This window comes from Martelella sp. FOR1707, assembly GCF_053484265.1.
In genome coordinates, this window is record NZ_JBAKFP010000005.1 from 362,736 (window position 1) to 385,081 (window position 22,346).

The following is a 22,346-nucleotide window of genomic DNA, read 5'->3' on the forward strand; positions in this document are numbered from 1 at the left end:
CCCCGGCGGCGTCAGACGATCTTTTCGAGCGTCAGATAGACCTGGCACAGCGCCACGGCGATATAGACACTGACGAACCAGTTGATGGCGCCGGTGATCGGGATGATGATGAGCCAGTGAAGCCATGTCGCATCGGAAAGTCCGAGCGGACTGTCAATCTGGACGAGCGCGAAACCGATGGCGAGCACCCCCAGCGATAAGAGCGTGAACCGCCAAGCAAGCGAGCCGAAACTCGCCTGACCGCGCTTTCGCGCTGCCTGGAATGTCGGGTTTTGGCCATAGACATATGCCGGGAGCCATGTGCCGAAATAGGCAATGCCCCAGACCGCGGAAAGCTCGAGAAGCACGGTAGACCCGTAGATCAGGGCGATGCTGACGTTCACATTCGCCAGGTCGACACGGGTCACGGCCAGAAGCAGCAGGATTGGAATGGCCACCGATATGACCACGATGACAAGGTCGCGCCAGACGAAGCCGAACAGTTCCGCAGGCGCGACCCCCGCGCCGGGGCTGAAGGGGTTCAAGGAGGCCTGTCGCAGGAGCCGCCTGTAGATGAGAAAGAGAAGCGCGCTGCTTGCGACGATCTCCAGCAGGCTCGCGATGGCGGCGGGCGCGAGCGCGGGAAGAACCGCCGTCGCGACGATCACGATCGCAAAGAACCCGACATTGGCCCGCATGAAATCGAGCGCATTGCGCAACATGGTCTGTGCCCCCGGAACGACAATCTCAACCTTAGAGGGCTTGCGCTATAAATACTAGTAAAAGGAGCGGTTTCCGCTATTTCATCGCCGCGGAACGCTGGGGGTCCTTGTTCCAGTCGCCGCCGGCCGCGGGCTGTTCGGCGGGCTCCCGGATTTCCGGCGATGCCGGTTCCCGCCCCTCGATCAGGCGGAGCCAGAGATAGCAGGCGACAGCGATCGCGCCCATGGCCGGCACCATGATCTGCATGGCGAGTACGGGGGAGCCGAGGGCGGCGGCGATCATGCCGGTGACGAGGCCCGAGCCCATCTGCATGAAGCCCATCATTGCCGAGGCGGAGCCGGCAATATCGGGAAAGGGCAGCAGCGCGGCATTGGTGATATAGGGCATCAGGAAGGCGAGGCCGAAGGCGAAACAGCCGACCGGCAGCATCACCGAAAGATAGGAGATCGTCAGGAGCTCGGTGGAGATCGCCAGCGAAACCGCGCCAAGGGCGACGAAGAACAGGCCGAAGGCCACCTGGGCGCGCGAGGTAAACCAGCGCAGCAAAATCCGGAAGACCACCGAGCCGGAGAAGTAGCAGCCGGTCTGCATCAGCATGCCGAGGCCGAATTGCGAGGGCGTGAGGCCGGCAACATTGATCATCACGAAGGGCAGGATCGAGGCGAGCGCATAGAGCGAGCCCGCCGACGCGGCGATCACCAGCGACGACGCCATGAAGTGCTGGCTGCGCAACAGCCGGCCATAGGCCTTGAGCAACGGCAGCGGCCGGGCCTTGGCGCGATCCGGCTTTCCAGTCTCCGGCATCAAGAGAAGCACCAGCGCGCCGAGCGTGAGGCCAAAGCCGATCATGGCGACGAAGATCGCCTTCCAGCCGACCAGCGAAAGGATGATGCCGCCGATGGTGGGCGCGATTGCGGGTCCGGTGGCCAGCATGATGCCGAGCATGTTGAGGATCCGCGAGGCCGGCTCGCCGGTGAACTGGTCACGCACGATCGCGCGGCCGACGGTGAGCCCCACCGATGCGCCGATGCCCTGGATCAGGCGGCCCGCCAGCAGCATCGACACGCTGCCCGCGAAGGCGGCGAGGATGCTGCCGAGCAGATAGAGCGCCAGAAACCACACGACCGTGCGCCGCCGCCCGAATGCATCCGACAGGGGGCCGGTGGCAAGCATGGCGAAGGCAAAGCCGCCGAAATAGAGCGACAGCGAAAGCTTGATCGCGCCATCGGTGGTGGCAAGCGCCTGCGTCAGCGCCGGCATGGCGGGCGTATAAAGCGACAGCGAAATCGGGCCGAGCATGGAGAGCGCCGCGCCCAGCACGCTTGTGCGCCCTTCGCTCATCAACGGCCGGGTTGCTGTGGGCTGAATCATCCTCGCGTCATCTTTCAAAGCCGCGCGAAATTGTCGCGCATGGTTCTGAGCGCCCGGAAAAGCGCCTGCCTGTCGCTTTCGGGAAGGTCCGCCTGCAGGCGCGCCACCAGATCGTCCGTATGCGCGCGAATGTCCGCGAGCACGGCCTCGCCCCTTTCCGTCATCGATACGCATCTGGCGCGCCCGTCCTTCGGATCGACGCGGCGCTCGATCAAGCCGGCCTTTTCCAGCCCGTCGACATAGCGCGACAGCGTCATCGGTTCGATACCGAGCGCCACCGCGATCTCGCTTTGGCGCACGCCGTTGCTGGCGGCAATGCGGGTGAGCGCGCGCGCCTCGCCCGGCGTGACGCCGAGCCCGCTTTTCGCGATCTCGCGTTCGAAGGCCGCGCGAAACAGCCGCGCCACATCGCTCAGAAGAAAACCGAGTCTTTCGGTTGGCGCGTGCGTCATACCCTTTCCCGTCATTCGACATTTAGTAAGCATTGCTTACTATTTTTGGATGGTGCAATCAAGGCCCTTGCCTTGAAGCCGCGTCTGCCGCACACACATGATAGGCCGCCAGCCAGCATGAAAGGACCGATGCGACATGACCGACACGATCAACAGCGCTCTCATCCGCTGGGAGGGTTTTGCGGGCCTGCCCGAATTCAACCGCATCACGGAGGGCGATTTTGCCGCCGCCTTCGACTGGGCGATGGCCGACCATGACCGCGAGATCGACGCGATCGCCGCCAATCCGGATGCCCCCGACTTTGCCAACACGGTCGACGCGCTGGAGGTTGCCGGCGATGCGCTGTCGCGGGTCAGTGCGGTGTTCTTCACAAGGGCCGGGGCAGACACCAATCCCGAAATCCAGAAGATCGAGCGCGAGATCGTGCCGAAGCTCTCCAGCCACTACTCCGCGATTGGCGCCAACAAGACGCTGTTCCAGCGCATCGACACGCTCTGGCAGGCGCGCGATGGGCTGGGGCTCACCGGCGAGCAATTGCGTGTTCTGGAACGACACTGGAAGGGCTTTGTCCGCTCCGGGGCGCAGCTTGAGGGCGAGGCGCAGGAGCGGCTGGCCGCCGTCAACCGCCGGCTCGCCGAACTCGGCGCAGCCTTCGGCCAGAACGTGCTGGCTGACGAGAGCGACTGGGCGATGTTTCTGACGGAGGACGACGAGCTTGCCGGCCTGCCCGATTTTCTGGTGGATGCGATGGCGGGCGCGGCCAGCGAGCGCGGCCGCGAGGGCGCGTATGCCGTCACCCTGTCGCGCTCGATCGTGGAGCCGTTCCTGACGCTTTCGGCCCGTCGCGACCTGCGCGAAAAGGCGTTCCGCGCCTGGACCGCGCGCGGCCTTTCCGGCGGCGAGCATGACAACCGCGAAATCATGAAGGAAACGCTGGCGTTGCGCGCGGAAAAGGCAGCGCTTCTCGGCTACGAGAATTTCGCCGCGCTGAAGCTCGACAATACCATGGCGAAGACCGCGAACGCCGTCGACGCGCTCTTGATGGATGTCTGGGAAAAGGCCGTGAAAGCTGCGGCCGCCGATGAAGCGGAACTGCGCGAACTGGCGGCCGAGGAAGGCTATAATGGCGAGATCGAGGCCTGGGACTGGCGCTATTACGCCGAGAAGCTGAAGGCCCGGAAGTTCGATTTCTCCGAAAGCGAAGTGAAGCCCTATCTTCAGCTCGAAAAGATCATCGAGGCCTGTTTTGCCGTGGCCGAGCGGCTGTTCGGCATTCGCGCCGTGGCGAAGCCGGATGTGAAGGCCTATCATCCCGATGTGCGGGTCTATGAAATCCGCAATAGCGACGATGACCTGATCGCGCTTTTCCTCGGCGACTATTTCAACCGCACCTCGAAGCGCTCCGGCGCGTGGATGAACGCCCTGCAGAGCCAGCACCGGCTGACCCTGCCAGACGGAGACGAGGGCGAAATCCCGATCGTCATCAATGTCTGCAATTTCGCCAAGCCCGCCGCCGGAAAGCCGGCGCTGCTATCGCTGGATGATGCCCGCACCCTGTTCCACGAATTCGGCCATGCGCTGCACGGCATGCTGTCGGATGTCACCTATCCCTCGGTCTCGGGCACCGGCGTCGACCGCGATTTCGTGGAACTGCCCTCCCAGCTTTACGAGCACTGGCTGACCACGCCGGAGGTGCTGAAGACCTACGCGCTCCATGCTGAAACCGGCGCGCCGATGCCCGAGGCGCTGATGGACAAGGTGCTTGCCGCCGCGACCTTCGGCCAGGCCTTCGCGACCGTCGAATACACCGCCTGCGCGATCGTCGACATGCGTCTCCATACGGCAGAACACCCGCCGGCCGATCCGGTGGCGTTCCAGGACGGCGTGCTCAATGCGATAGGCATGCCGAAGGCGATCGCGATGCGCCATGCCATCCCGCATTTCCTGCACATCTTCTCCGGCGATGGCTATTCCGCAGGATATTATTCCTACATGTGGTCCGAAGTGCTGGACGCCGACGCCTTCGAGGCCTTCGAGGAGGCCGGCAACGTCTTCGACCCGGCAACCGCCGGCAAGCTCAAATCGGAAATCCTCACCAAAGGCGGCTCTGTCGCGCCCGAGGCGGCCTATCAGGCGTTCCGGGGCCGCATGCCGGGCCCTGAGGCAATGCTGAAGGGCCGCGGGCTGGTGTAGGGAACCAGCCCCCGATCATAGTCCGATTTCGCGGGCGAAGGGCGGGTTGGCGCCGGCGCGGGATACGGTGACGGCGGCGGCCTTTGCGCCAAGGGCCAGCGCATCGCGGATGGCATCGGCGGAAAGCGTCTTCACCTTGTCCTTGGTGAGCAGGCCGGCGAGGTCGAGCGAGGCGAGGATGCCGGCGTCAAACGTGTCGCCGGCGCCGACGGTGTCGACCACCTCGACCTTTTCGCTTGCCACTTCGACCTTCTCTTTAGCGGTGTAGGCGATCGTGCTGTCGCCGCCGCGGGTCACGACAACGAGGCTGGCACCGGCTGCAATCCAGTGGCGGGCCTTGTCGTCGAGCGAACCTTCCAGCCCGAACCAGTCGAGATCCTCGTCGGAGAATTTGAGAATATCGGCTTTCGCCGCCATCCGCTCGATCCGGGCACGGTGCTTGTCGGGGTCGGTGATGAAGCTCGTGCGGATATTGGGGTCGAGCGAGATCACGCGGCTCTCCGCTTCACGCATCAAAAGCGCCTCGTAGGTCGAGCCGCAGGGCTCCGGGATCAGGCTGATCGCGCCGAAATGCATGGCGCTGCAATCATCGCCGATCTCCGGCAGGTCGGCCTCGGTGATCATCCGGCCGGCGGTATTCTCGTCATAAAAGGCGTAGCTCGCCGCGCCGTTCACCAGCTTGACGAAGGCGAGCGTGGTCGGCCGGTCGGAGGTGGCGACATAAGAATGGTCGACATTGGAGGCATCGAGCTTTTCACGGATGATATCGCCCATCAGGTCCGATGAGATACCCGAGAAGAAGCCGGTCGGCCGGCCGAGCCTTGCAAGCGCCACTGCCGTATTGCAGACCGCGCCGCCGGCATAGGGCGAAAACGCCGGCTCGCCCTTTGTGGTCTCACGGGGCAGCATGTCGATAAGGGCTTCGCCGCAGCAAAGGATCATTGTCTTCTCCCAGTTCGTTTTATCGCGTTCGCGGCGTCAGGCGGGCAGCTGGTCAATGCCGCCGCGCGCCTTGGACCATGCCATCGGCTGATCGAGAAAATCGGCGACGGAATCGAGCGCCTTGTCATCAAACAGTTTCTTCTCGCGCGCCACCGCCAGCACGTTCTGCCATGTTGCGATATAATGTAGGTCAACGCCGCCATTATCGAAACGTTTCCCGGCTTCGGCGAAAATATCGTAGTAGAACAGCGCCATGCCGTGGTTCACGATGCCGCCGGCATTGCGGATCGCATCGATGAAGTTGAACATCGAGCCGCCCGCCGTGGTCAGGTCCTCGATCACCAGCACCCGCGCGCCTTCCGGCATATGGCCTTCGATCTGCGCGTTCTTGCCGTAGCCCTTTGGCTTCTTGCGGCAATAGATCATCGGCAGGTCGAGCCGGTCGGCGAGAAAGGCTGCAAAGGGAATGCCTGCGGTCTCGCCGCCGGCGACGCAGTCGAACTGTTCGAAGCCGGCCTCGGCCATGATCTTGGCTGCGGCGAAATCCATCAGGGTGGAGCGGATCCGCGGAAACGAGATCAGCCGCCGGCAGTCGATATAGACCGGGCTTACAAGGCCGGAGGAGAGCTTGTAGGGCTCGTCGGGCGAGAAATGCACCGCCTGGATTTCCCACAGCATCCGGGCCATCAGGTCGGCCATCACCGCCGGCTCAGTAAAACTCGCGCGCGTCATCTCGGTTCCTTTTGTCTGATGGGTCTGTCCGTGCCCTGTCTGAAGGGAAAAATCAATTGCCTGCTGCCGAAAGAGCAGCGCTTTGATGGCCTCAGGATAAGGAAACGATGCGATATCGCAATGTCTGGGGGCGGTATTTGCGGAGCGCCCAACGGCGAGGCGCCGATGAAACCCATTGCCATCGCAGCCTTCTACCCCTCGCCCCGGAGGGGAGAGGGTGGCGCGCATGCGCCGGGTGAGGGGAGAACCCCGGACGTTGAAGTGACCCGCGAGCGCCACGACCATGGCGATGCCGCTGCCCTCATCCGGCCTTCGGCCACCTTCTCCCCACGGGGAGAAGGGGACGGCTGAGAGGCACTGCCTTACACTTCCATCGAATAGCCCGCGCCGCGCACGGTGCGGATCACGTCGGGCATTTGCGAGAAGTTGAGGGCCTTGCGCAGCCGGCCGACATGGACGTCGACGGTGCGTTCGTCGACATAGATGTCGTGGCCCCAGACGCCGTCGAGAAGCTGGGAGCGGGAGAACACCCTTCCGGGCGAGGTCATCAGGAATTCGAGCAACCGGAACTCGGTCGGGCCGAGGCGGACTTCCTTGGCCTTGCGGTGGACGCGGTGGGTCTCGCGGTCAAGCTCGATATCGCCGCATTTGAGCACGCTGGAGAGCACTTCCGGCCGGGCCCGGCGCAGGATCGCCTTGACCCGCGCCATCAGTTCAGGCGTCGAGAACGGCTTGACGACATAATCGTCGGCGCCGATCGCAAGGCCGCGCACCTTCTCGCTTTCCTCGCCGCGCGCCGTCAGCATGATGATCGGCAGGCGCTCGGTTTCCGGCCGCATCCTCAGCCTGCGGCAAAGCTCGATGCCGGAAACGCCCGGCAGCATCCAGTCGAGCAGCAAAAGGTCCGGCACCCGCTCCTGAAGCCGAATTTCGGCCTCGTCGCCGCGCGCGATCGTCTCGACTTCATAGCCTTCGGATTCGAGATTGTAGCGCAGCAGAACGCTCAGCGCTTCTTCATCTTCGACAACTGCAATCTTCGGAACCATCTCGTGCCCTCGTCACATGGTGTCAGGATTTGCTCTCGCCGGAGCCGACCGAGGGCGACATGTCGTCCTTCGGGCGTTCTCCCTGCGGCTGCGAGCCGGTGGCGATGTAGTAGATCATTTCAGCAATATTGGTGGCGTGGTCGCCGATGCGCTCGATGTTCTTGGCGCAGAACAGAAGATGCGTGCAGGTGGTGATGTTGCGCGGATCTTCCATCATGTAGGTCAGAAGCTCGCGGAACAGCGAGGTGTAGATCGCGTCGATCTCCTCGTCGCGCTCGCGGATCGAATTGGCCTTGTCGGCCTGGCGCGAAGTGTAGGCGTCGAGCACTTCCTTGAGCTGCAGCAGCGCCAGTTCCGACAGATGCTCGATACCATGGGCAAGCTTGCGCGGCACGCCGGTGCCCTGCACCGAGATCACCCGCTTGGCGGTGTTCTTGGCCATGTCGCCGACGCGCTCGAGGTCGGCGGCGATGCGGATCGCGCCCATGATTTCGCGCAGGTCCGCCGCTACCGGCTGGCGCCGCGCGATGGTGACGATCGCCTTTTCGCCGACCTCACGCTCGGCATCGTCCAGCGCCAGATCCTCCGCGATCACCTTTTCGGCGAGTTCGGTATCGGTGTTGACCAGCGCCACGACGGATTGCGAGACCATCTCTTCCGCCATGCCGCCCATTTCCGAGATACGGCGCTGGAGGTATTTCAGCTCCTCGTCGAAGGCCGATATGATATGCGAGTGTGCCATCTTGTGCGTCTCCTTAACCGAACCGGCCCATGATGTAGTCCTGGGTGCGCTGGTCCGCGGGATTTGTGAAAATCGTGTCGGTGTCGTCCTCCTCGACCATGTAGCCGAGGTGGAACATCGCCGTGCGTTCGGAAACGCGCGCGGCCTGCTGCATCGAATGGGTCACCATCACGATGGTGTAATTCTGCTTCAACTCGCTGATCAGCTCTTCCACGCGCGCGGTCGCGATCGGGTCGAGCGCCGAGCACGGTTCGTCCATCAGGATCACTTCGGGGCTGACCGCAATGGCGCGGGCGATGCAGAGCCGCTGCTGCTGGCCGCCGGAAAGGCTGGTGCCGGGCTCATGCAGCCGGTCCTTGACCTCGTTGAACAGGCCGGCCTTCTGCAGGCTGGTCTCCACGATCCTGTCGAAATCGGCGCGGTGGCGGGCAAGGCCGTGAATGCGCGGGCCATAGGCGACGTTCTCGTAGATCGATTTCGGAAACGGGTTGGGGTTCTGGAACACCATGCCAACGCGGGCGCGCAGCTCCACCACGTCGATGCCGGAGGTGTAGATGTCCTCGCCGTCGAGCGTGATCGTGCCGGTGACCCGGCAATTGTCGATCGTGTCGTTCATCCGGTTCAGCGTGCGCAGAAAGGTCGACTTGCCGCAGCCCGACGGGCCGATCAGCGCGGTGACGGCATTCTCGCGGATATTGAGATTGACGTCGAACAGCGCCCGCTTCTGCCCGTAATAGACGGAAACATCCTTGCCGGCCATCTTGTAGCTTTGTTCGTTCATGTTTCCGCTCATTGTTCTTTTCGCATCAAGGGTCATCGTCGTCTCCTACCAGCGCCGCTCGAAGCGGCGGCGGAGAATGACCGCGGTCAGGTTCATCAGGATCAGGAACACCAAGAGCACGATGATCGCCGCAGAGGTGCGTTCCACAAAGGCGCGCTCGGCCTCGCCCGCCCACATGTAGATCTGCACCGGAAGCGCGGTCGACGGATCGAGCGGGCTTGCCGGATAATCCGCCACGAAGGCGACCATGCCGATCAGCAGCAGCGGCGCGGTTTCGCCGAGCGCGCGGGCAAGACCGATGATCGTGCCGGTGAGGATGCCGGGCATGGCAAGCGGCAGCACGTGGTGGAACACCGCCTGCATCTTCGAAGCGCCGATGCCGAGCGCCGCCGAGCGGATCGAGGGGGGTACGGCCTTCAGCGCCGCGCGGGTGGCGATGATGATCGTCGGCAGCGTCATCAGCGTCAGCACCAGCCCGCCGACGAGCGCTGCCGAGCGCGGCAGGCCGAGAAAGCCGATGAACAGCGCGACGCCCAGCAGGCCGAAGACGATCGACGGCACGGCGGCGAGATTGTTGATATTGACCTCGATGACATCGGTGAACCGGTTCTTCGGCGCGAATTCCTCGAGATAGATCGCGGACGCCACGCCGAGCGGCAGGGACAGCGCCAGCACGATGCCCATCATGTAGAGCGTGCCGACAAAGGCGACGCCGATGCCGGCCGATTCCGGCCGCGAGGACGCGCCATGGGTGAAGAAGCCGGTGTTGAAGCTCTTGTGCAGCCGTCCTTCCGCCTTCAGCTCCGCCATCCAGGCGGCCTGTTGATCCGAGACGCGGCGACTGGTTTCGGGCAGCGAGAGATCGATCTGGCCCTTGTTGGCGGAATCGATATCGGCGGCGGCGAGCAGTTTCACATCGACGGTCTTTCCGATCACCGACGGGTCGTCCATCACCACATCGCGCAGGTCGACGCGGGCCGAGCGCGAGACAAGCCGCATGGCTTCGCGCATCTCGGCGGCATTGGCCGGATCGAGACCGAGCGTTTTTGCCAGCGCGTCCTGCACCAGAGCCGGATAGTTCGCGGTCAGAAGCAGGCGCGGGTTTTCATCGCGCAGGCCCTCGGGGTCGACGACCTGCTCCGTGAATGTGATCGGCAGCGTGATCGTGGTCTGCTGGAAGGCGGAAAAGCCCTTGCCGGCGACCGAGAACAGCAATGCCGCCAGGAAGAACAGGCCGGCGAAGATCGCGAGGAAACCGAAGACACGGAAGCGTTTCTCCGCGCGGTGGCGGCGTCTCAGCCCCTTGCGGCGGGTCTCGGTGATCGTGCGACGGAAATTGTCCGCCTCGTTCGGATTGGAGAAAGTCTCGCTCATGCGTACTGCTCCCGGTATTTGCGCACGACATAGAGCGCGTAGACATTGAGGCAGAGGGTGATCACGAACAGCGTCAGGCCGAGCGCGAAGGCCACCAGCGTCTGGGGCGTGTTGAATTCGAGATCGCCGGTGAGCTGGTTGACGATCTTGACCGTCACGGTCGTCATCGGCTCGAACGGGTTGATCTGCAGATTGGCGGCGACGCCGGCTGCGAGCACCACGATCATGGTTTCGCCGATCGCGCGCGACGCCGTCAAAAGCAGCGCGCCGACAATGCCGGGCAGGGCTGCGGGCAGAACCACCCGCTTGATGGTTTCCGACTGTGTCGCGCCAAGCCCGAGCGAGCCCTTGCGCAGGCTGTCCGGCACGGCGTTGATGATGTCATCGGAGAGCGACGAGACGAAGGGGATCAGCATGATGCCCATCACCACGCCGGCGGTCAGCACCGACTGCGCCTCGATGAAATTGCGGTAATTGCCGGTGAACAGACCGTTCAGCTCAACCGAGATATCGCGCAGCAGCGGGCCGACCGTGATCAGCGCGAAAAAGCCGTAAACGATGGTTGGAATGCCGGCGAGCACCTCCAGCAGCGGCTTGGCGATCGAACGCAGCCGGCCGCTTGCATATTCCGACATGTAGATCGCGGCATAGAGCCCGATCGGCACGGCGACCGCCATCGCCACCACGGAAATATAGATCGTGCCGGCGAGCAACGGGATCAGGCCGAACTGTCCGGGCGAGGCGGTTTCGCCGGCGGCGGCAAAGCGCGGGTCCCATACCGTGCCGAAGAAGAAATCGATCGGCGAGACCTGGGCGAAGAAGCGCAGCGATTCCGACAGCATCGACAGCACGATGCCAACGGTCGTCAGGATCGCGATTGTGGAGGCGATCAGCAGGGCGGCCAGCACCACCTGCTCGACGCGGTTGCGCGCCTGAAACTGCGGCTTGACCGCGCGGAAGGATAGCGCCAGCGAGACAAGCGCGACGGCCAGCACGGCCGCCGCCATGGCGTAACTGCTTTTCGCCGAAAGCGCGTTCATCCGCTCCGCCGAGGAAAGCACGAAGGGCTGTGGATTGGAGGCCAGCGGTATGCCGCTTCTTGCAAGCACCGCGCGGAGCTGGCTGGAGTCTTCCGCAACGCGTTCGCGCGCCGTTTCGGGAAGCTGGCGCAGACCGTAGGCGACCGAGGTGACGGTGTTGAAGGTGAGGCTCTGGGCCGAGGCCGGCTGTTCCTTCACGCTTTCGGGAAACCCCTCGCGGATTTCCGCGCCGATCAGGAGCGGGCTCGCCACCATCCACACCGCCATCAGGAGCACGGCCGGAATGACGGTCGCGATCGTCACGAAGCTTGCGTGATGGCTGGGGCGGGAGTTGATCCGCCCGGCATCGGCCAGCGCATAGGCCTTGGCGCGGGCGGCAAAGAACCCGCCTGCGCCAAACAGCACGATAAGCGCCAGTATGATCAAAAACACATGCATATTCGGACCATTCGGGGCCTGAAACCCCATTGCCCCGCCACCGGCGGGCATTGAATTCATATATGCGCTACTGCGTCTGCTGCGCCGTTACGCCCGCATCGAAAGCGGCCTTGGTTGCCCCGCGTTCAGCCTCGGAGGCCGGCACGAGGCCATATTCGGCAAGCGGGCCATAGGGCCCTGCCATATCGTCGGAGAGGAAGAAATCGACATATTCCTGAAGGCCCGCGATTGCGCCGACATGGGCATTCTTGACGTAGAAATAGAGCGGCCGCGACACCGGGTATTCGCCGGAGCCAACGGTTTCGAGCGTCGGCGTGACGCCGTCAATGGTCGCCACATTCAGCTTGTCGGCATTGTTGTCGTAAAAGGACAGGCCGAAGACGCCGAGCGCCGAACGGTTGGCGGCGACCCGCGCCAGCGTTTCGGTGTAATCGCCGTCAATGCCCGGCGCGCGGCCATCCTTGCGCACGGCGATGCATTTTTGCTCGCCCTGCTTCTCGCCGAATTCCTCCGTGAGAAATTCGACGGCGCCCGCTTCCTCGCAGCCGACCGCCAGCACTTTTTCCTCGAACACCTCGCGGGTGCCGTGCTTCTCGCCGGGGATATAGGCCGTGATCTCGACATCGGGCAGCGCCGGATTGACTTGCGCCCAGCGCGTATAAGGGTTTTCCACGAGCTCGCCGTCAATCACCAGTTCGGCGGCGAGCGCCTTGTAGAGATCGAGCGGCGTCAGCGCCATCGGCTCCATCGCCGCGTCGGTGGCGAACACGATGCCGTCATAGCCGAACACGATCTCGGAAATGCCGGTGACGCCGTTTTTCGCACAGTTCTCGCGCTCGCCCTCGCGCATTGGCCGCGAGGCATTGGCGATGTCGATGGTGCGCGGGCCGACGCCCTTGCAAAATTCCTTGAGGCCTGCGGACGAGCCCCCCGATTCCACGATCGGCGTCTTGTAGTCGGGATAGATCTCGCCAAAGGTCTCCGCAACGATCTTGGCATAGGGCAGAACGGTGGAGGAACCAGCGATCTGAATCTGGTTGCGCGCCACAGCCGGCGCGGAAAAGGCGAGCGTGGCGGCGAGCGTGACGATCGGCAGTATGAATGACTTCATGGCTGGGCGCGCCTCTTGCGGCTTTGCAGGTCCCTCGTCGGGCTGCCCCGGTTTTATGTCATTTTTACTTCAGTTTTATGACAGTCTATGTTTATGAAAATATTGTCTTTTTCGATGGACGAACATCAGAACCGGACGGTGAAGGTCGTGCCCTGACCGACTTCGGATTTCACTGTGAGCCGCGCCTTGTGCCGGGTGAGGATATGCTTGACGATCGCGAGGCCAAGGCCGGTGCCCTTCTTCGAGCGGCTGTCTGCCACTGAGACGCGATAGAAGCGCTCGGTCAGTCGCGGCACATGTTCGGAGGGAATGCCGGGACCGTGATCGACCACGGAAACCTCGGCACCGGAGGGCGAAAGCGGTTTGAGATAGACCTCGACCCTGCCGCCCTCGGAACCGTATTTGCAGGCATTCTCGATCAGGTTTTCGAACACTTCCACCAGCTCGTCCTTGTCGCCGTTCACCGTCACCGGCTCCTCGGGCATGAACAGGTGTATCGACACCTCCAGATCCTCGGCCAGCGGCAACAGGCTGTCGCGGACATGGCCGAGCACGGCGTTGAGCGTGACCGTCTGGTCCGGCGGCAGATGCGCCTTGGCCTCCAGCCGCGACAGGCTCATCAGGTCGTCGACGAGGCGGCTCATCCGCGTCGCCTGGTCGAGCATGATCGGCAGAAACCGTTCTTGCGCCTTCACATCATGCTTGGCCGGTCCCTGCAGCGTTTCGATATAGCCGCGCAGCGAGGCAAGCGGGGTTCTGAGCTCGTGGCTGGCATTGGCGACGAAATCGGAGCGCATGCGATCGATCCGGCGGGCCTCTGAGACATCGCGCAGCACCAGCATGAACACCCGCCTCTCGGCATCGGAAACCGGGGCGCTGCGCACCAGATAGACGCGCTCGGAGGGCAGCCGCTCGGAATATTCGATCTGGTTGACCCTGCCGTTTGCCAGCGTATCGCGGATGATGTCGAGCACGCCGGGGGCGCGCATGCGCGCCGAGATGTGGGAGCCGAGCGGAAACTTTCCGAACGTGTCGCCGGCCGAGCGGTTCTGGAACAGCACCGTGCCGTCGGGGGCGAGAAGGTAGATCGCCAGGTCGATTTCATCGAGGAGGCCCGGAAGATCACCGAAATCGAAGGTAAGCGCGGTCTCCAGACTGTCGGGGACAGTCTCTTCCTCAGTCGCCATCCGGGGGCGGATTCCGGCAAGGGCGGCAATGCAGATGACGAGCCAGGCGGCAAGCACGGCGAATGTCGGCAGCGCGCCATAAAAAAACGCAAGCAACGCCACGCCCGTCGTTGCAAGCAACACGAACCGCGCCGCGGCCATGCGCGATGCAAAGCCGCTCAGAATGCCTTCCACACGGTTCACCCGATGCTCCCGAATTCTCCTGAACTGCGCCTACTATACGCATTTTGTAACAGGAATATTGATGACGGGAAAATAATCGGGGGTTGGCGGGTCACCGCGGTCACGGGCGATTGATTTATCCGTTCGCAGGACCGGAAAGCCGCCTCTTCCAGATCTGCTTTTCTCTCGTGCGCCCGGAACCCGAACGGCTGTGCTTGATTGAAGTCAAGGCATGGCAGACCCGCGCGCATATTAATGAACCATGCCAGCAGCCACGAACAAATCCGAATTGCTCGCGGTCTTCGACAAGGAGCTCGCGAAGCTGAAAAAGACGCTCGATGCGGTCGACGAGGAAACGTCGACCTTGTCCGCGCCTGACGATGCCGTCACGATCAAGGGCATCATAGCTCATCGCACGCATTGGATGGGCATGTTCCATCACTGGTATGAAGACGGCATTGCCGGCCGGGAGGTGTTCGTGCCGGCCAAGGGCTACAAGTGGAACCAGCTCAAGGCCTATAACGCCCCGCTTTATGCCAAGGGCGATGCCACGCCCTGGGCCGAGCTTATCAGCCAATTCGACGCCGCTTGCGACCGGATGCGGTCGTTTATCGCCGCCCGGGACGACCGGGAACTCTATACCGATGGCGTTTACGCCTGGACCGGAAAGTGGACGCTTGGCCGCTATGCCGAAGCCTCCGGGCCATCGCATTTCCGTTCGGCAAACGCCTATATCCGCAAGGTCTTGAAAGCCGCCCGATAGGCTTGGCCTGCTAAGCCGGCTCGAACAGGTCGACGATCTCCATCTCCGGCACCAGCACCAGGCCCTTGTCGGTGATCCGGATTTCGGGGATCACGGAAAGCGGGATCAGGTTGAAGCCCATATAGGGGATGGAGCAGCCGGCCTCTTCCCAGGCAAGCTTCAGCACGCGCAGGTCGTCGGCCACGTCATGAACGCGCTTGTCGGAGAGAAGCCCCGCGATCGGCAGTTCCACCATGGCGCGGACCTTGCCGTCGGCAACCACGCAGACGCCGCCCTGCTTTTCCTCGATCGCGCGCACCGCCGCTTGCATGTCCGTCTCATTGGTGCCGGCGACGATGATGTTGTGGCTGTCATGGCCGACAGAGGAGGCGACCGCGCCGCGCTTCAGCGAGAAATTCGACAGGAGGCCGTGGGCGACATTGCCGTCGGACTTGCCGTGGCGCTCGACCACGGAAACGAAGCACAGGTCGTGGCGGTCGAAATGGCTCTGCCAGTCATTGGCCGGCTCCAGCTCGATGACCTCGTGAACCGCCATGATCCCCGGCAGTTCGGTGCGGATGCAGTGGGCCTTGACCCGCTCGACCGGCAGTTCGGGGACGAGCTTCACTTCCTTGGGCAGCTTCACGGTGTGGTAGGCGGCATCGGGATAGCGCCAGCGCTCCGACAGCGCCTCGTCGAGCGCGGCGGTCACCTTGCGGTCCTCGACCATCAGTTCGCCGCCATACCAGGTGTTGATCGGCTGCAGCGTATCGTCGAGCAGCACCAGATCGGCGCGCCTGCCGCCGCCAAGCCCGCCGATCTCGTCGCCGAGGCCGAAGCGGGTGGCGCCGTGGAGCGAGCCCATCGCCCAGGCCTGTTCCGGCTTCATGCCGGCCTTCACCGCCTGGCGCGTCACCCAGTCCTGGCCGAACATCAGGAGATCGTCGGCATCGCGGTCGTCGGTGCAGACAGCCACGCGCTTGTGGGAGGCGCCGAGTTCGGTGATCGCCTTGATCGCTTCCGGCAGCGAATGCCATGGCGTGGTCGGCGGGCCGCCGCGCAGGAAGATCCAGACGCCCGCCTCCAAGAGGTCGTTGGCGATATCGCGGTCGATCGCCTCATGGGTGTCGGTCACGCCGGAGGCGGCATAGGCGGCCACGAAATCGCGGCCATAGACATGGCCGGAAACCGGGCGGCCGCGTTTCAGCGCCTCGGCGATGATCGCATGCGAGCGCTCGTCGCTCATGGCAACGGGCACGAAATCCATCTTTTCGCCAAGCGCCAGGGCTTCCGGCCACTTGTCGAAGATTTGGGCAATCTTCTCCGGCGTCAGGTCGCCGCCGGCGGTTTCCATTTCGGCGGATGTCGCGGGCACGGTGGAGGGCACGGTGAGGTAGATCGAAAGCGGCGCCCGGCGGGCGTCTTCCAGCATCGCCTCGACGCCGGCGACATCCATGACATTGCCGATCTCGTGGCTGTCGCAGAAGATCGTGGTGGTGCCGTTCAAGAGCGCCGCCTCGGCATAGGCGCAGGCCGTCACCATGCTGCTCTCGATATGCAGATGCGGGTCGACAAGGCCGGGGGCGATGATCCCGCCCTTGACGTCATAGCTTGCGGCCAGGCGGCCCTGATAGCTGCCGGCGGGTTTGACGGCGGCGATCCGTCCGCCGGAAAGCCAGATTTCGCGATCGTCGAGAATCCGCTCGCTATAGGTCGACAGCACCCGCGCGCCGGCGATCACCAGATCGGGATCAGCCCTGCCGGAAGCGACATCGGTAAGCTTTCGGGTCATGTCTGAAAGGGGGGCGACGGAAAAGCGGGTCAGTTTGCTCATGCTCGGCTCTCGTGCTGTTGGAAACCGAGAGGCTATAGGCCCGTTGGCTGGCGGTCCAGCCCCTTATCGCGCCGTTTTACGCGGCGCGGGCCTTGGCGATGGCCTCTTCCAGAAGCGCGCGGTCGAGAACGCCCGGATAGACCGTCCGGCCGATCACGAAGGACGGTGTGCCGTTGAACTGGAAGGCTTCGGCCTGATGGTAGTTGCGGTCGAGAAGCGCCCCGATCGCATCCTGGTTTTTCGACACACTTGCGGCGATCGCATCGAAATCGAGCCTCGCATCGGTCAGGATTTCCTCGACCTTTTCATGGGTCAGCCGGGTCTTCGCCCGCATCAGCGCGTCGAGCGCGGTCTCGTAATCGCCGAGCGCGGCAGCGCCCTGCACCGCCTGAGCGGCATAAACCGAGACCGGCCCGAAGATCGGCCAGTCCTTCATCACCAGCTTGACATTGCCGTCCTTCGCCACGACGTCGCGGATCATCGGATAGTCGCGCTTGCAATAGGTGCACTGGAAATCGAAAAATTCAACCACCGTCACATCGCCGTCGGGGTTGCCGAGCACGGGGGCGGCGGGATCGGCGAAGACTTCTTCCGGGGATGGCTCATGGGCAAGGGCGGGGCGCAGAGACAAGGCGGAAAGCCCGCCGGCAGCCAGCATTCCCGTCAAAACCGTGCGTCTGTCGATCATGTTCATCTCCGCGTTATCGTCCGGCAGTAGACCGCCCGAAATAGGCCAAGGCAAGCGGCGATGCCGAAAATCAGCGACCTGTCCGCTCACATTCGCGCGAGCGACGCGAACAGGGGGCGAGGCTTTGCGGCATTTGGATCGTTCCCTAAAAAGATGGTGATGCTCAAGTGGCGATAAAAATATCTGATCGGCGCATGCGAAATTGAAATTGGACAGGGCTTGCGAATTTCCGGTTTCCTGCTTGTCGAAATGATTGGGAGCCCTTCTGTGAGCGATAAAAAACTTTATCTCAAATTCGTGGATGCTAATGTTCAGGGCATAATTTCCCTTTATTGGGACAATGCGCCGGAGACCTGCGCCGCCCTGTGGGGCGCACTCGAAAAGCCGATCCAGTGGCCGGCGACCCATGCGATCTTCTCCGGGCCCGAAATCATGATGGGCCTGCCCGAGGAAGCGCGCAATTTCGACCCGACCAAATTGCCGCCGGAAAACCAGACCATCCTGCCCGAGCCGGGCGAATTGCTGTGGTTCTATCAGCCGAAGAATTTCTTCAAGATCGATCCCGACGAGTTCTGGGAGATCGGCATGTTCTACGGCGTCGGCGGCCGCACATTCGGTCCGACCGGGTGGATACCCTGCACCTATTTCGGCAAGATGACGGAAAATCTCGAGGCGGTGGCGGCCCAGTGCCGGCTGATCCGCACCGAGGGCGCAAAGAAAGTGGAGATCGGCCGTCTGGCCTGATGATCCGATAACCAAGAGGAAGGGAATAGCATGAAACTTGTTACAGCAATGCTGGCCGGTGTTTCGGTGGTTGCCGCCGTGCCCGCCTTCGCCGCGGAAATCACCATCAATTCCTTCGGCGGCGCCTATGAAGAGGCGCACCGCAAATGCGTCATCGAGCCGTTTACGGCCGAGACCGGCGCCGACGTCAAGATCGTCACCGCCTATTCGGCCGATGCCTTCGCCCAGCTCCGCGCCCAGAAGGACGCGCCGCAATATGACGTGATCCACTTCTCCGGCGGCCAGGAAATCGTCGGCGCCAAGGAAGGCCTGCTCGCGCCGATCGATGCGGCGAAGCTTTCCAATGCCGCAGACCTCTATCCCTTCGCCGGCGCCAAGATGGCGGAAGGCGAGGGCCCGGCCTATCAGATTGCCGCCATCGGCCTGCTTTACAACAGCGACGAGCTCTCCGAAGCGCCGTCCAATTGGGCGGACCTGATGGAGCCCGAGCTTGCCGAAGGCCTGGTGCTCACCGATATCTCCAATACCTATGGCCTGTTCGGCTTCCTGATGCTGAACCAGGTTGCCGGCGGCGATCTCGACAATATCCAGCCGGGCCTCGACGCCGTGAAGGCCATGCTTGAAAACGGCGCCTTCGTGGTTTCGAAATCGCCGGAAATCCAGCAGGCCTTTGCCCAGGGCGGCACTTTCGTGGCGCCCTATGCCTCCGACTACGCCTATACGCTGCGCAAGGCCGGCCTTCCGATCAAGTTCCAGCAGGGCGCGGAAGGCACGCCGGCAAGCTATATCACCGCCAATCTGGTGGCCGGCCGCGACAATCAGGACCTGGCGCTGAAGTTCATCGATATCGAGCTTTCGCCCGACGCCCAGGCCTGCTTCGCAGAGGCGCTGCGCTACACGCCGACCAATTCCAAGACCGAATTGCCGGACGAAGTGGCCGCCGACGTCGCCTATGGCGAGGAAGGCGTGGCAAGCCTGCTGCGTTTCGACCCGGAAACGATCGAGGCCAACCGCGCCGACTGGGTGGTTGAGTGGAACAAGGCAATCGCGCAATAAGGCGGTGCGCCAGCCCCGCATCCCGGCTTGGCCGGGGTGCGGGGTGAATCATTGAAGTCGAAGCCGCATCGACCCTGCGGCTAGCGCCCGTTACGCTCTCCCGCTTGCGGCAGAGATGCCCCGAAGGGGGCACAGTGAAGGTGGCGCGGCATGTCCGATCGTGAGGGCGTTCGCGGCGATAGGCTCCCCCCTCACTGTCGCTGTCGCGATATCTCTCCCCTCCGGGGCGAGAAGATTGGGGGGCTATGCGGGACGGATGCGCTATGGTTAGACGCTTCCACCGCGTGCAGCATCGATAAAAGGAAATCCAGCGGATGAAGTCCGACCGTGCAGAAAACGCGCTTCTGGTGTCGCCCGGCCTGCTGCTGCTGGCGCTGGCGTTCTTCCTGCCGATCGCGCGCATGCTGATGCTGTCGGTCATGGGGCCGGAAGGCTTCACCCTTGCCCATTTTGCCGAGTTTATCCGCGAGCCCTATTACCTCAATGTGCTGTGGCGCACGATCCGGCTGTCCTTCATCATCACGCTGATCGCAGCGCTTGTCGGCTTTCCGCTTGCCTATATCATGGCCCGCGCCGGGCCCCGGCTCAGGCTGTGGCTGATCATCGTGATCCTGCTGCCGCTGATGACCAGCGTGGTGATCCGCACCTTCGGCTGGATGGTGATCTTCGAGCGCGGCGGCATCATTTCGTCGATGCTTTACGATCTCGGCCTGGTGAAGCGCAATTTCACGCTGATGCGCACCGAAACCGCGATCGTGATCGGCATGGTGCAGGTGCTGCTGCCGTTCATGACGCTGTCTATCCTCGGCGTCGTGACCCGCATCGACCAGCGGCTGGAGGAAGCCGCGCGGACCATGGGCTGTTCGTTCCTGCAGTCGTTCCGGCATGTGGTGCTGCCGCTTGCCATGCCGGGCATCGCCGCCGGTTCGCTTTTGGCCTTCACGCTCTCGGCGAGTTCGTTCGTGACGCCGAGCCTGCTTGGCGGACCGCGCCTTCAGGTGCTGGCGGCCTCGATCTATTCCTCGGTCACGCAAACGCTCGACTGGCATTTCGCCGCCGCCCAGGCCGTGATCCTGTTCCTCGGCATCGCGCTCACTCTCATCCCCTATTTCAAACTGACGGGTGGCCACCATGGTTAAGGCCGTTCCGCTGTGGCTGAAGATCGCGACGGTCGTGTTCATCGCGCTGATCGTGCTGGTCATGCTGGCGCCGCTGGTGGTGGTGATCGGCACCTCGTTTTCGGCCAACCAGTTTATCGCCTTTCCGCCGAAGGGCTTCTCGCTCGAATGGTATCAAAAGGTGCTGTCGTCGAGCGCCTATCTCTCGTCCGGGGCGCTGAGCCTCGGCATCGCGCTGCTGGTGACGCTCTCCTCCGTCACCATCGGCGGCGCTGCGGCGATCGCGATCCATCGCCGGCAATTGCCGCAATCGGAGCTGCTCGGCGCGCTGTTTCTCTCGCCGCTGATCCTGCCGACGATCATCTACGCCATCGGCCTGTTGATGTTCTGGAGCGCCGCTTTCGGGCCGGTCTCCTTCGTCACGCTGTGGATCGGCCATACCGCGATCACGCTGCCCTATGTGGTGCGCACCACGCTCGCCGTTTTGAGCGAGTCCGATCCCTTCATCGAGGAGGCGGCCCGCACCATGGGGGCGGGGCGCATCCAGAGGCTCGTGTTCGTGGTGCTGCCGCAATGCCGGCCGGGGCTTGCCGCCGGCGCGTTCTTCGCCTTCAACATCTCGTTCGACGAGGCGGTGCTGTCGCTGTTCCTGCGCACCCCGGACATGACCACGCTGCCGGTGCAGATCTACGGCCAGCTCGAATTCAGCCCCGACCCGTCCGTCGCCGCGGTTTCCACGATCATGATCGCGCTCACCGTCATCCTCATTCTGGTTATCGACCGCGTGCTCGGTATCCGGAAATTCGCCTCTGCCTAGGAATATAATCATGTCGGATATTCATCTCGATCGGATCAGGAAGTCCTACGGCAAGGTGGAGGTGCTTCACGGCATCGACCTCGCGCTGTCCTCGGGCGAATTCGTCAGCCTGCTCGGCGCATCCGGCTGCGGCAAGACCACGCTTTTGCGCACCGTTGCCGGGCTTGAGGCCGTCACCGGCGGTCATGTTGTCATCGATGGCCAGGATGTGACGGGACTGCCGCCGGAAAAGCGCGATATCGCGATGATGTTCCAGTCCTACGCGCTGCTGCCGCATCTGAGCGTTTACGAGAATGTCCGCTTTCCGCTGCGCATGCGTCGCATCGGCGCGCGCGATGAGCAGGATGAGCGGGTGAAGGCTGCGCTGGAGACGGTGCAGCTCGGCCATCTTTCCGACCGCTATCCGCGCCAGCTTTCCGGCGGCCAGCAGCAGCGCGTGGCGCTCGCCCGCGCCATCGTCTCCAACCCGAAGGTGCTGTTGCTCGACGAGCCGCTCTCCAACCTCGATGCCCGGCTGCGCGAGGACATGCAGGTGGAACTGATCGAGATCCATCGCCGCCTCGGGCTGACCACGCTGTTCGTGACCCACGACCAGGAGGAGGCGCTGAGCCTTTCCGACCGGGTGGTGCTGCTGAACGCCGGCAAGGTCGAGCAGGAGGGCGCGCCCGCCGAGATCTACGCCCGCCCGGCGACCGCGTTCGTCTCCGGCTTCATCGGCTCTGCCAATGTGCTGCACGCGACGCTGGAAAATGGCGGGCTCGCCTTGCTGGAGGACGGCCAGCGCCTGGCCGTGCCGTCAGAGGCCGTAACCGGTCCGGTGTCCGTGGTGCTGCGGCAGGAGGACCTGACCGTCGCAGCTTCTGGCGAGGGGCTGAAGGCGAAGGTCAAGACCCGGGTCTACCTCGGCGCGCGCAACCGTTATGTGCTGGAGCTTGCCGGCGAGACCATCCGCATGCTCACCGACAACGAAACCGTGCTGCAGCCGGGCGACGAGGTCGCGCTTTCCATCGATCCCGATCGCATTCGCGTTCTCGCCCGCTGAGCCACTTTTGATTGTGAGACCGCGCGGAGGC

General features: G+C 63.3%; 22 protein-coding genes. 8 read left to right on the plus strand and 14 right to left on the minus strand.

What is annotated here, in order from left to right; genetic code table 11:
• Nucleotides 1-11 precede the first annotated feature (11 nt).
• The 3 genes from V6765_RS16005 to V6765_RS16015 form a co-directional block, all read right to left on the minus strand.
• Nucleotides 12-701, minus strand: a complete 690-nt coding sequence (locus V6765_RS16005; protein WP_448430512.1) for a hypothetical protein — start codon at nucleotides 699-701, stop codon at nucleotides 12-14.
• Between the two features lie 76 nt (nucleotides 702-777).
• Nucleotides 778-2,073 (minus strand): multidrug effflux MFS transporter, encoded by a 1,296-nt coding sequence (locus V6765_RS16010; RefSeq protein WP_448430514.1) that lies wholly within the window; start codon nucleotides 2,071-2,073, stop codon nucleotides 778-780.
• Between the two features lie 14 nt (nucleotides 2,074-2,087).
• Nucleotides 2,088-2,525, minus strand: coding sequence for a MarR family winged helix-turn-helix transcriptional regulator (locus V6765_RS16015; RefSeq protein WP_448430516.1), 438 nt, complete (start codon nucleotides 2,523-2,525; stop codon nucleotides 2,088-2,090).
• Between the two features lie 136 nt (nucleotides 2,526-2,661).
• Here V6765_RS16015 and V6765_RS16020 point away from each other — a divergent pair, with 136 nt between their 5' ends.
• Complete coding sequence (locus V6765_RS16020; protein WP_448430518.1) at nucleotides 2,662-4,719, plus strand: M3 family metallopeptidase; 2,058 nt, start codon at nucleotides 2,662-2,664, stop codon at nucleotides 4,717-4,719.
• A 15-nt stretch (nucleotides 4,720-4,734) separates the two neighbouring features.
• Here the strand turns inward: V6765_RS16020 and V6765_RS16025 are convergent, their stop codons facing one another.
• Both V6765_RS16025 and V6765_RS16030 read right to left on the minus strand, forming a co-directional pair.
• The gene (locus V6765_RS16025) at nucleotides 4,735-5,661 is read right to left on the minus strand and encodes a carbohydrate kinase family protein (RefSeq protein WP_448430520.1); all 927 of its coding nucleotides are present in this window, start codon (nucleotides 5,659-5,661) and stop codon (nucleotides 4,735-4,737) included.
• A gap of 36 nt (nucleotides 5,662-5,697) precedes the next feature.
• A complete protein-coding gene (locus V6765_RS16030) occupies nucleotides 5,698-6,393 on the minus strand; it encodes an orotate phosphoribosyltransferase (RefSeq protein WP_448430522.1) in 696 nt (231 codons plus the stop codon).
• A 165-nt stretch (nucleotides 6,394-6,558) separates the two neighbouring features.
• On the opposite strand from V6765_RS16030, the gene V6765_RS16035 reads away from it, so the two are divergent.
• Nucleotides 6,559-6,744 carry a hypothetical protein gene (locus tag V6765_RS16035; RefSeq protein ID WP_448430524.1) on the plus strand — a complete coding sequence of 62 codons (186 nt, stop codon included), beginning with the start codon at nucleotides 6,559-6,561 and terminating at the stop codon, nucleotides 6,742-6,744.
• An 11-nt stretch (nucleotides 6,745-6,755) separates the two neighbouring features.
• Here V6765_RS16035 and phoB read toward each other — a convergent pair whose 3' ends face one another.
• The 7 genes from phoB to phoR all read right to left on the minus strand — a co-directional run bounded on the left by phoB (nucleotide 6,756) and on the right by phoR (nucleotide 14,253).
• The gene (gene phoB, locus V6765_RS16040; protein ID WP_448430526.1) at nucleotides 6,756-7,439 is read right to left on the minus strand and encodes a phosphate regulon transcriptional regulator PhoB; all 684 of its coding nucleotides are present in this window, start codon (nucleotides 7,437-7,439) and stop codon (nucleotides 6,756-6,758) included.
• Between the two features lie 22 nt (nucleotides 7,440-7,461).
• On the minus strand, nucleotides 7,462-8,181 hold the full coding sequence (phoU, locus tag V6765_RS16045) for a phosphate signaling complex protein PhoU (RefSeq protein WP_448430528.1): 720 nt from the start codon (nucleotides 8,179-8,181) through the stop codon (nucleotides 7,462-7,464).
• A gap of 13 nt (nucleotides 8,182-8,194) precedes the next feature.
• On the minus strand, nucleotides 8,195-8,998 hold the full coding sequence (gene pstB / locus V6765_RS16050) for a phosphate ABC transporter ATP-binding protein PstB (RefSeq protein ID WP_448430530.1): 804 nt from the start codon (nucleotides 8,996-8,998) through the stop codon (nucleotides 8,195-8,197).
• Nucleotides 8,999-9,007: 9 nt separating this feature from the next.
• Nucleotides 9,008-10,336: a phosphate ABC transporter permease PstA gene (gene pstA, locus V6765_RS16055; RefSeq protein WP_448430532.1), complete on the minus strand. Its 1,329-nt coding sequence runs from the start codon at nucleotides 10,334-10,336 to the stop codon at nucleotides 9,008-9,010.
• Entirely contained in the window at nucleotides 10,333-11,814 is a 1,482-nt protein-coding gene (gene pstC / locus V6765_RS16060; RefSeq protein WP_448430534.1) for a phosphate ABC transporter permease subunit PstC, read from the minus strand. Before pstC ends, pstA begins: the two co-directional genes overlap by 4 nt.
• A 67-nt stretch (nucleotides 11,815-11,881) precedes the next feature.
• Nucleotides 11,882-12,925 (minus strand): PstS family phosphate ABC transporter substrate-binding protein, encoded by a 1,044-nt coding sequence (locus tag V6765_RS16065; RefSeq protein WP_448430536.1) that lies wholly within the window; start codon nucleotides 12,923-12,925, stop codon nucleotides 11,882-11,884.
• 125 nt (nucleotides 12,926-13,050) lie between these two features.
• Entirely contained in the window at nucleotides 13,051-14,253 is a 1,203-nt protein-coding gene (gene phoR / locus V6765_RS16070) for a phosphate regulon sensor histidine kinase PhoR (RefSeq protein WP_448430934.1), read from the minus strand.
• A gap of 283 nt (nucleotides 14,254-14,536) precedes the next feature.
• Here phoR and V6765_RS16075 point away from each other — a divergent pair, with 283 nt between their 5' ends.
• The gene (locus tag V6765_RS16075; protein ID WP_448430538.1) at nucleotides 14,537-15,037 is read left to right on the plus strand and encodes a ClbS/DfsB family four-helix bundle protein; all 501 of its coding nucleotides are present in this window, start codon (nucleotides 14,537-14,539) and stop codon (nucleotides 15,035-15,037) included.
• 10 nt (nucleotides 15,038-15,047) lie between these two features.
• Here the strand turns inward: V6765_RS16075 and V6765_RS16080 are convergent, their stop codons facing one another.
• On the minus strand, nucleotides 15,048-16,850 hold the full coding sequence (locus tag V6765_RS16080) for an adenine deaminase (RefSeq protein WP_448430540.1): 1,803 nt from the start codon (nucleotides 16,848-16,850) through the stop codon (nucleotides 15,048-15,050).
• A gap of 76 nt (nucleotides 16,851-16,926) precedes the next feature.
• Nucleotides 16,927-17,538 (minus strand): DsbA family protein, encoded by a 612-nt coding sequence (locus V6765_RS16085; RefSeq protein WP_448430542.1) that lies wholly within the window; start codon nucleotides 17,536-17,538, stop codon nucleotides 16,927-16,929.
• Nucleotides 17,539-17,805: 267 nt separating this feature from the next.
• Between V6765_RS16085 and V6765_RS16090 the strand changes: the two genes are divergently transcribed.
• From V6765_RS16090 to V6765_RS16110, 5 genes are all read left to right on the plus strand, one after another.
• Nucleotides 17,806-18,282, plus strand: coding sequence for a DUF3830 family protein (locus tag V6765_RS16090; RefSeq protein ID WP_448430544.1), 477 nt, complete (start codon nucleotides 17,806-17,808; stop codon nucleotides 18,280-18,282).
• A 30-nt stretch (nucleotides 18,283-18,312) separates the two neighbouring features.
• Nucleotides 18,313-19,338 (plus strand): ABC transporter substrate-binding protein, encoded by a 1,026-nt coding sequence (locus tag V6765_RS16095; protein WP_448430546.1) that lies wholly within the window; start codon nucleotides 18,313-18,315, stop codon nucleotides 19,336-19,338.
• A gap of 314 nt (nucleotides 19,339-19,652) precedes the next feature.
• A complete protein-coding gene (locus V6765_RS16100; RefSeq protein WP_448430548.1) occupies nucleotides 19,653-20,477 on the plus strand; it encodes an ABC transporter permease in 825 nt (274 codons plus the stop codon).
• The gene (locus tag V6765_RS16105) at nucleotides 20,470-21,273 is read left to right on the plus strand and encodes an ABC transporter permease (protein ID WP_345899883.1); all 804 of its coding nucleotides are present in this window, start codon (nucleotides 20,470-20,472) and stop codon (nucleotides 21,271-21,273) included. Before V6765_RS16100 ends, V6765_RS16105 begins: the two co-directional genes overlap by 8 nt.
• A gap of 10 nt (nucleotides 21,274-21,283) precedes the next feature.
• Nucleotides 21,284-22,315, plus strand: a complete 1,032-nt coding sequence (locus tag V6765_RS16110) for an ABC transporter ATP-binding protein (protein WP_448430550.1) — start codon at nucleotides 21,284-21,286, stop codon at nucleotides 22,313-22,315.
• The last annotated feature ends 31 nt before the right edge of the window (nucleotides 22,316-22,346 follow it).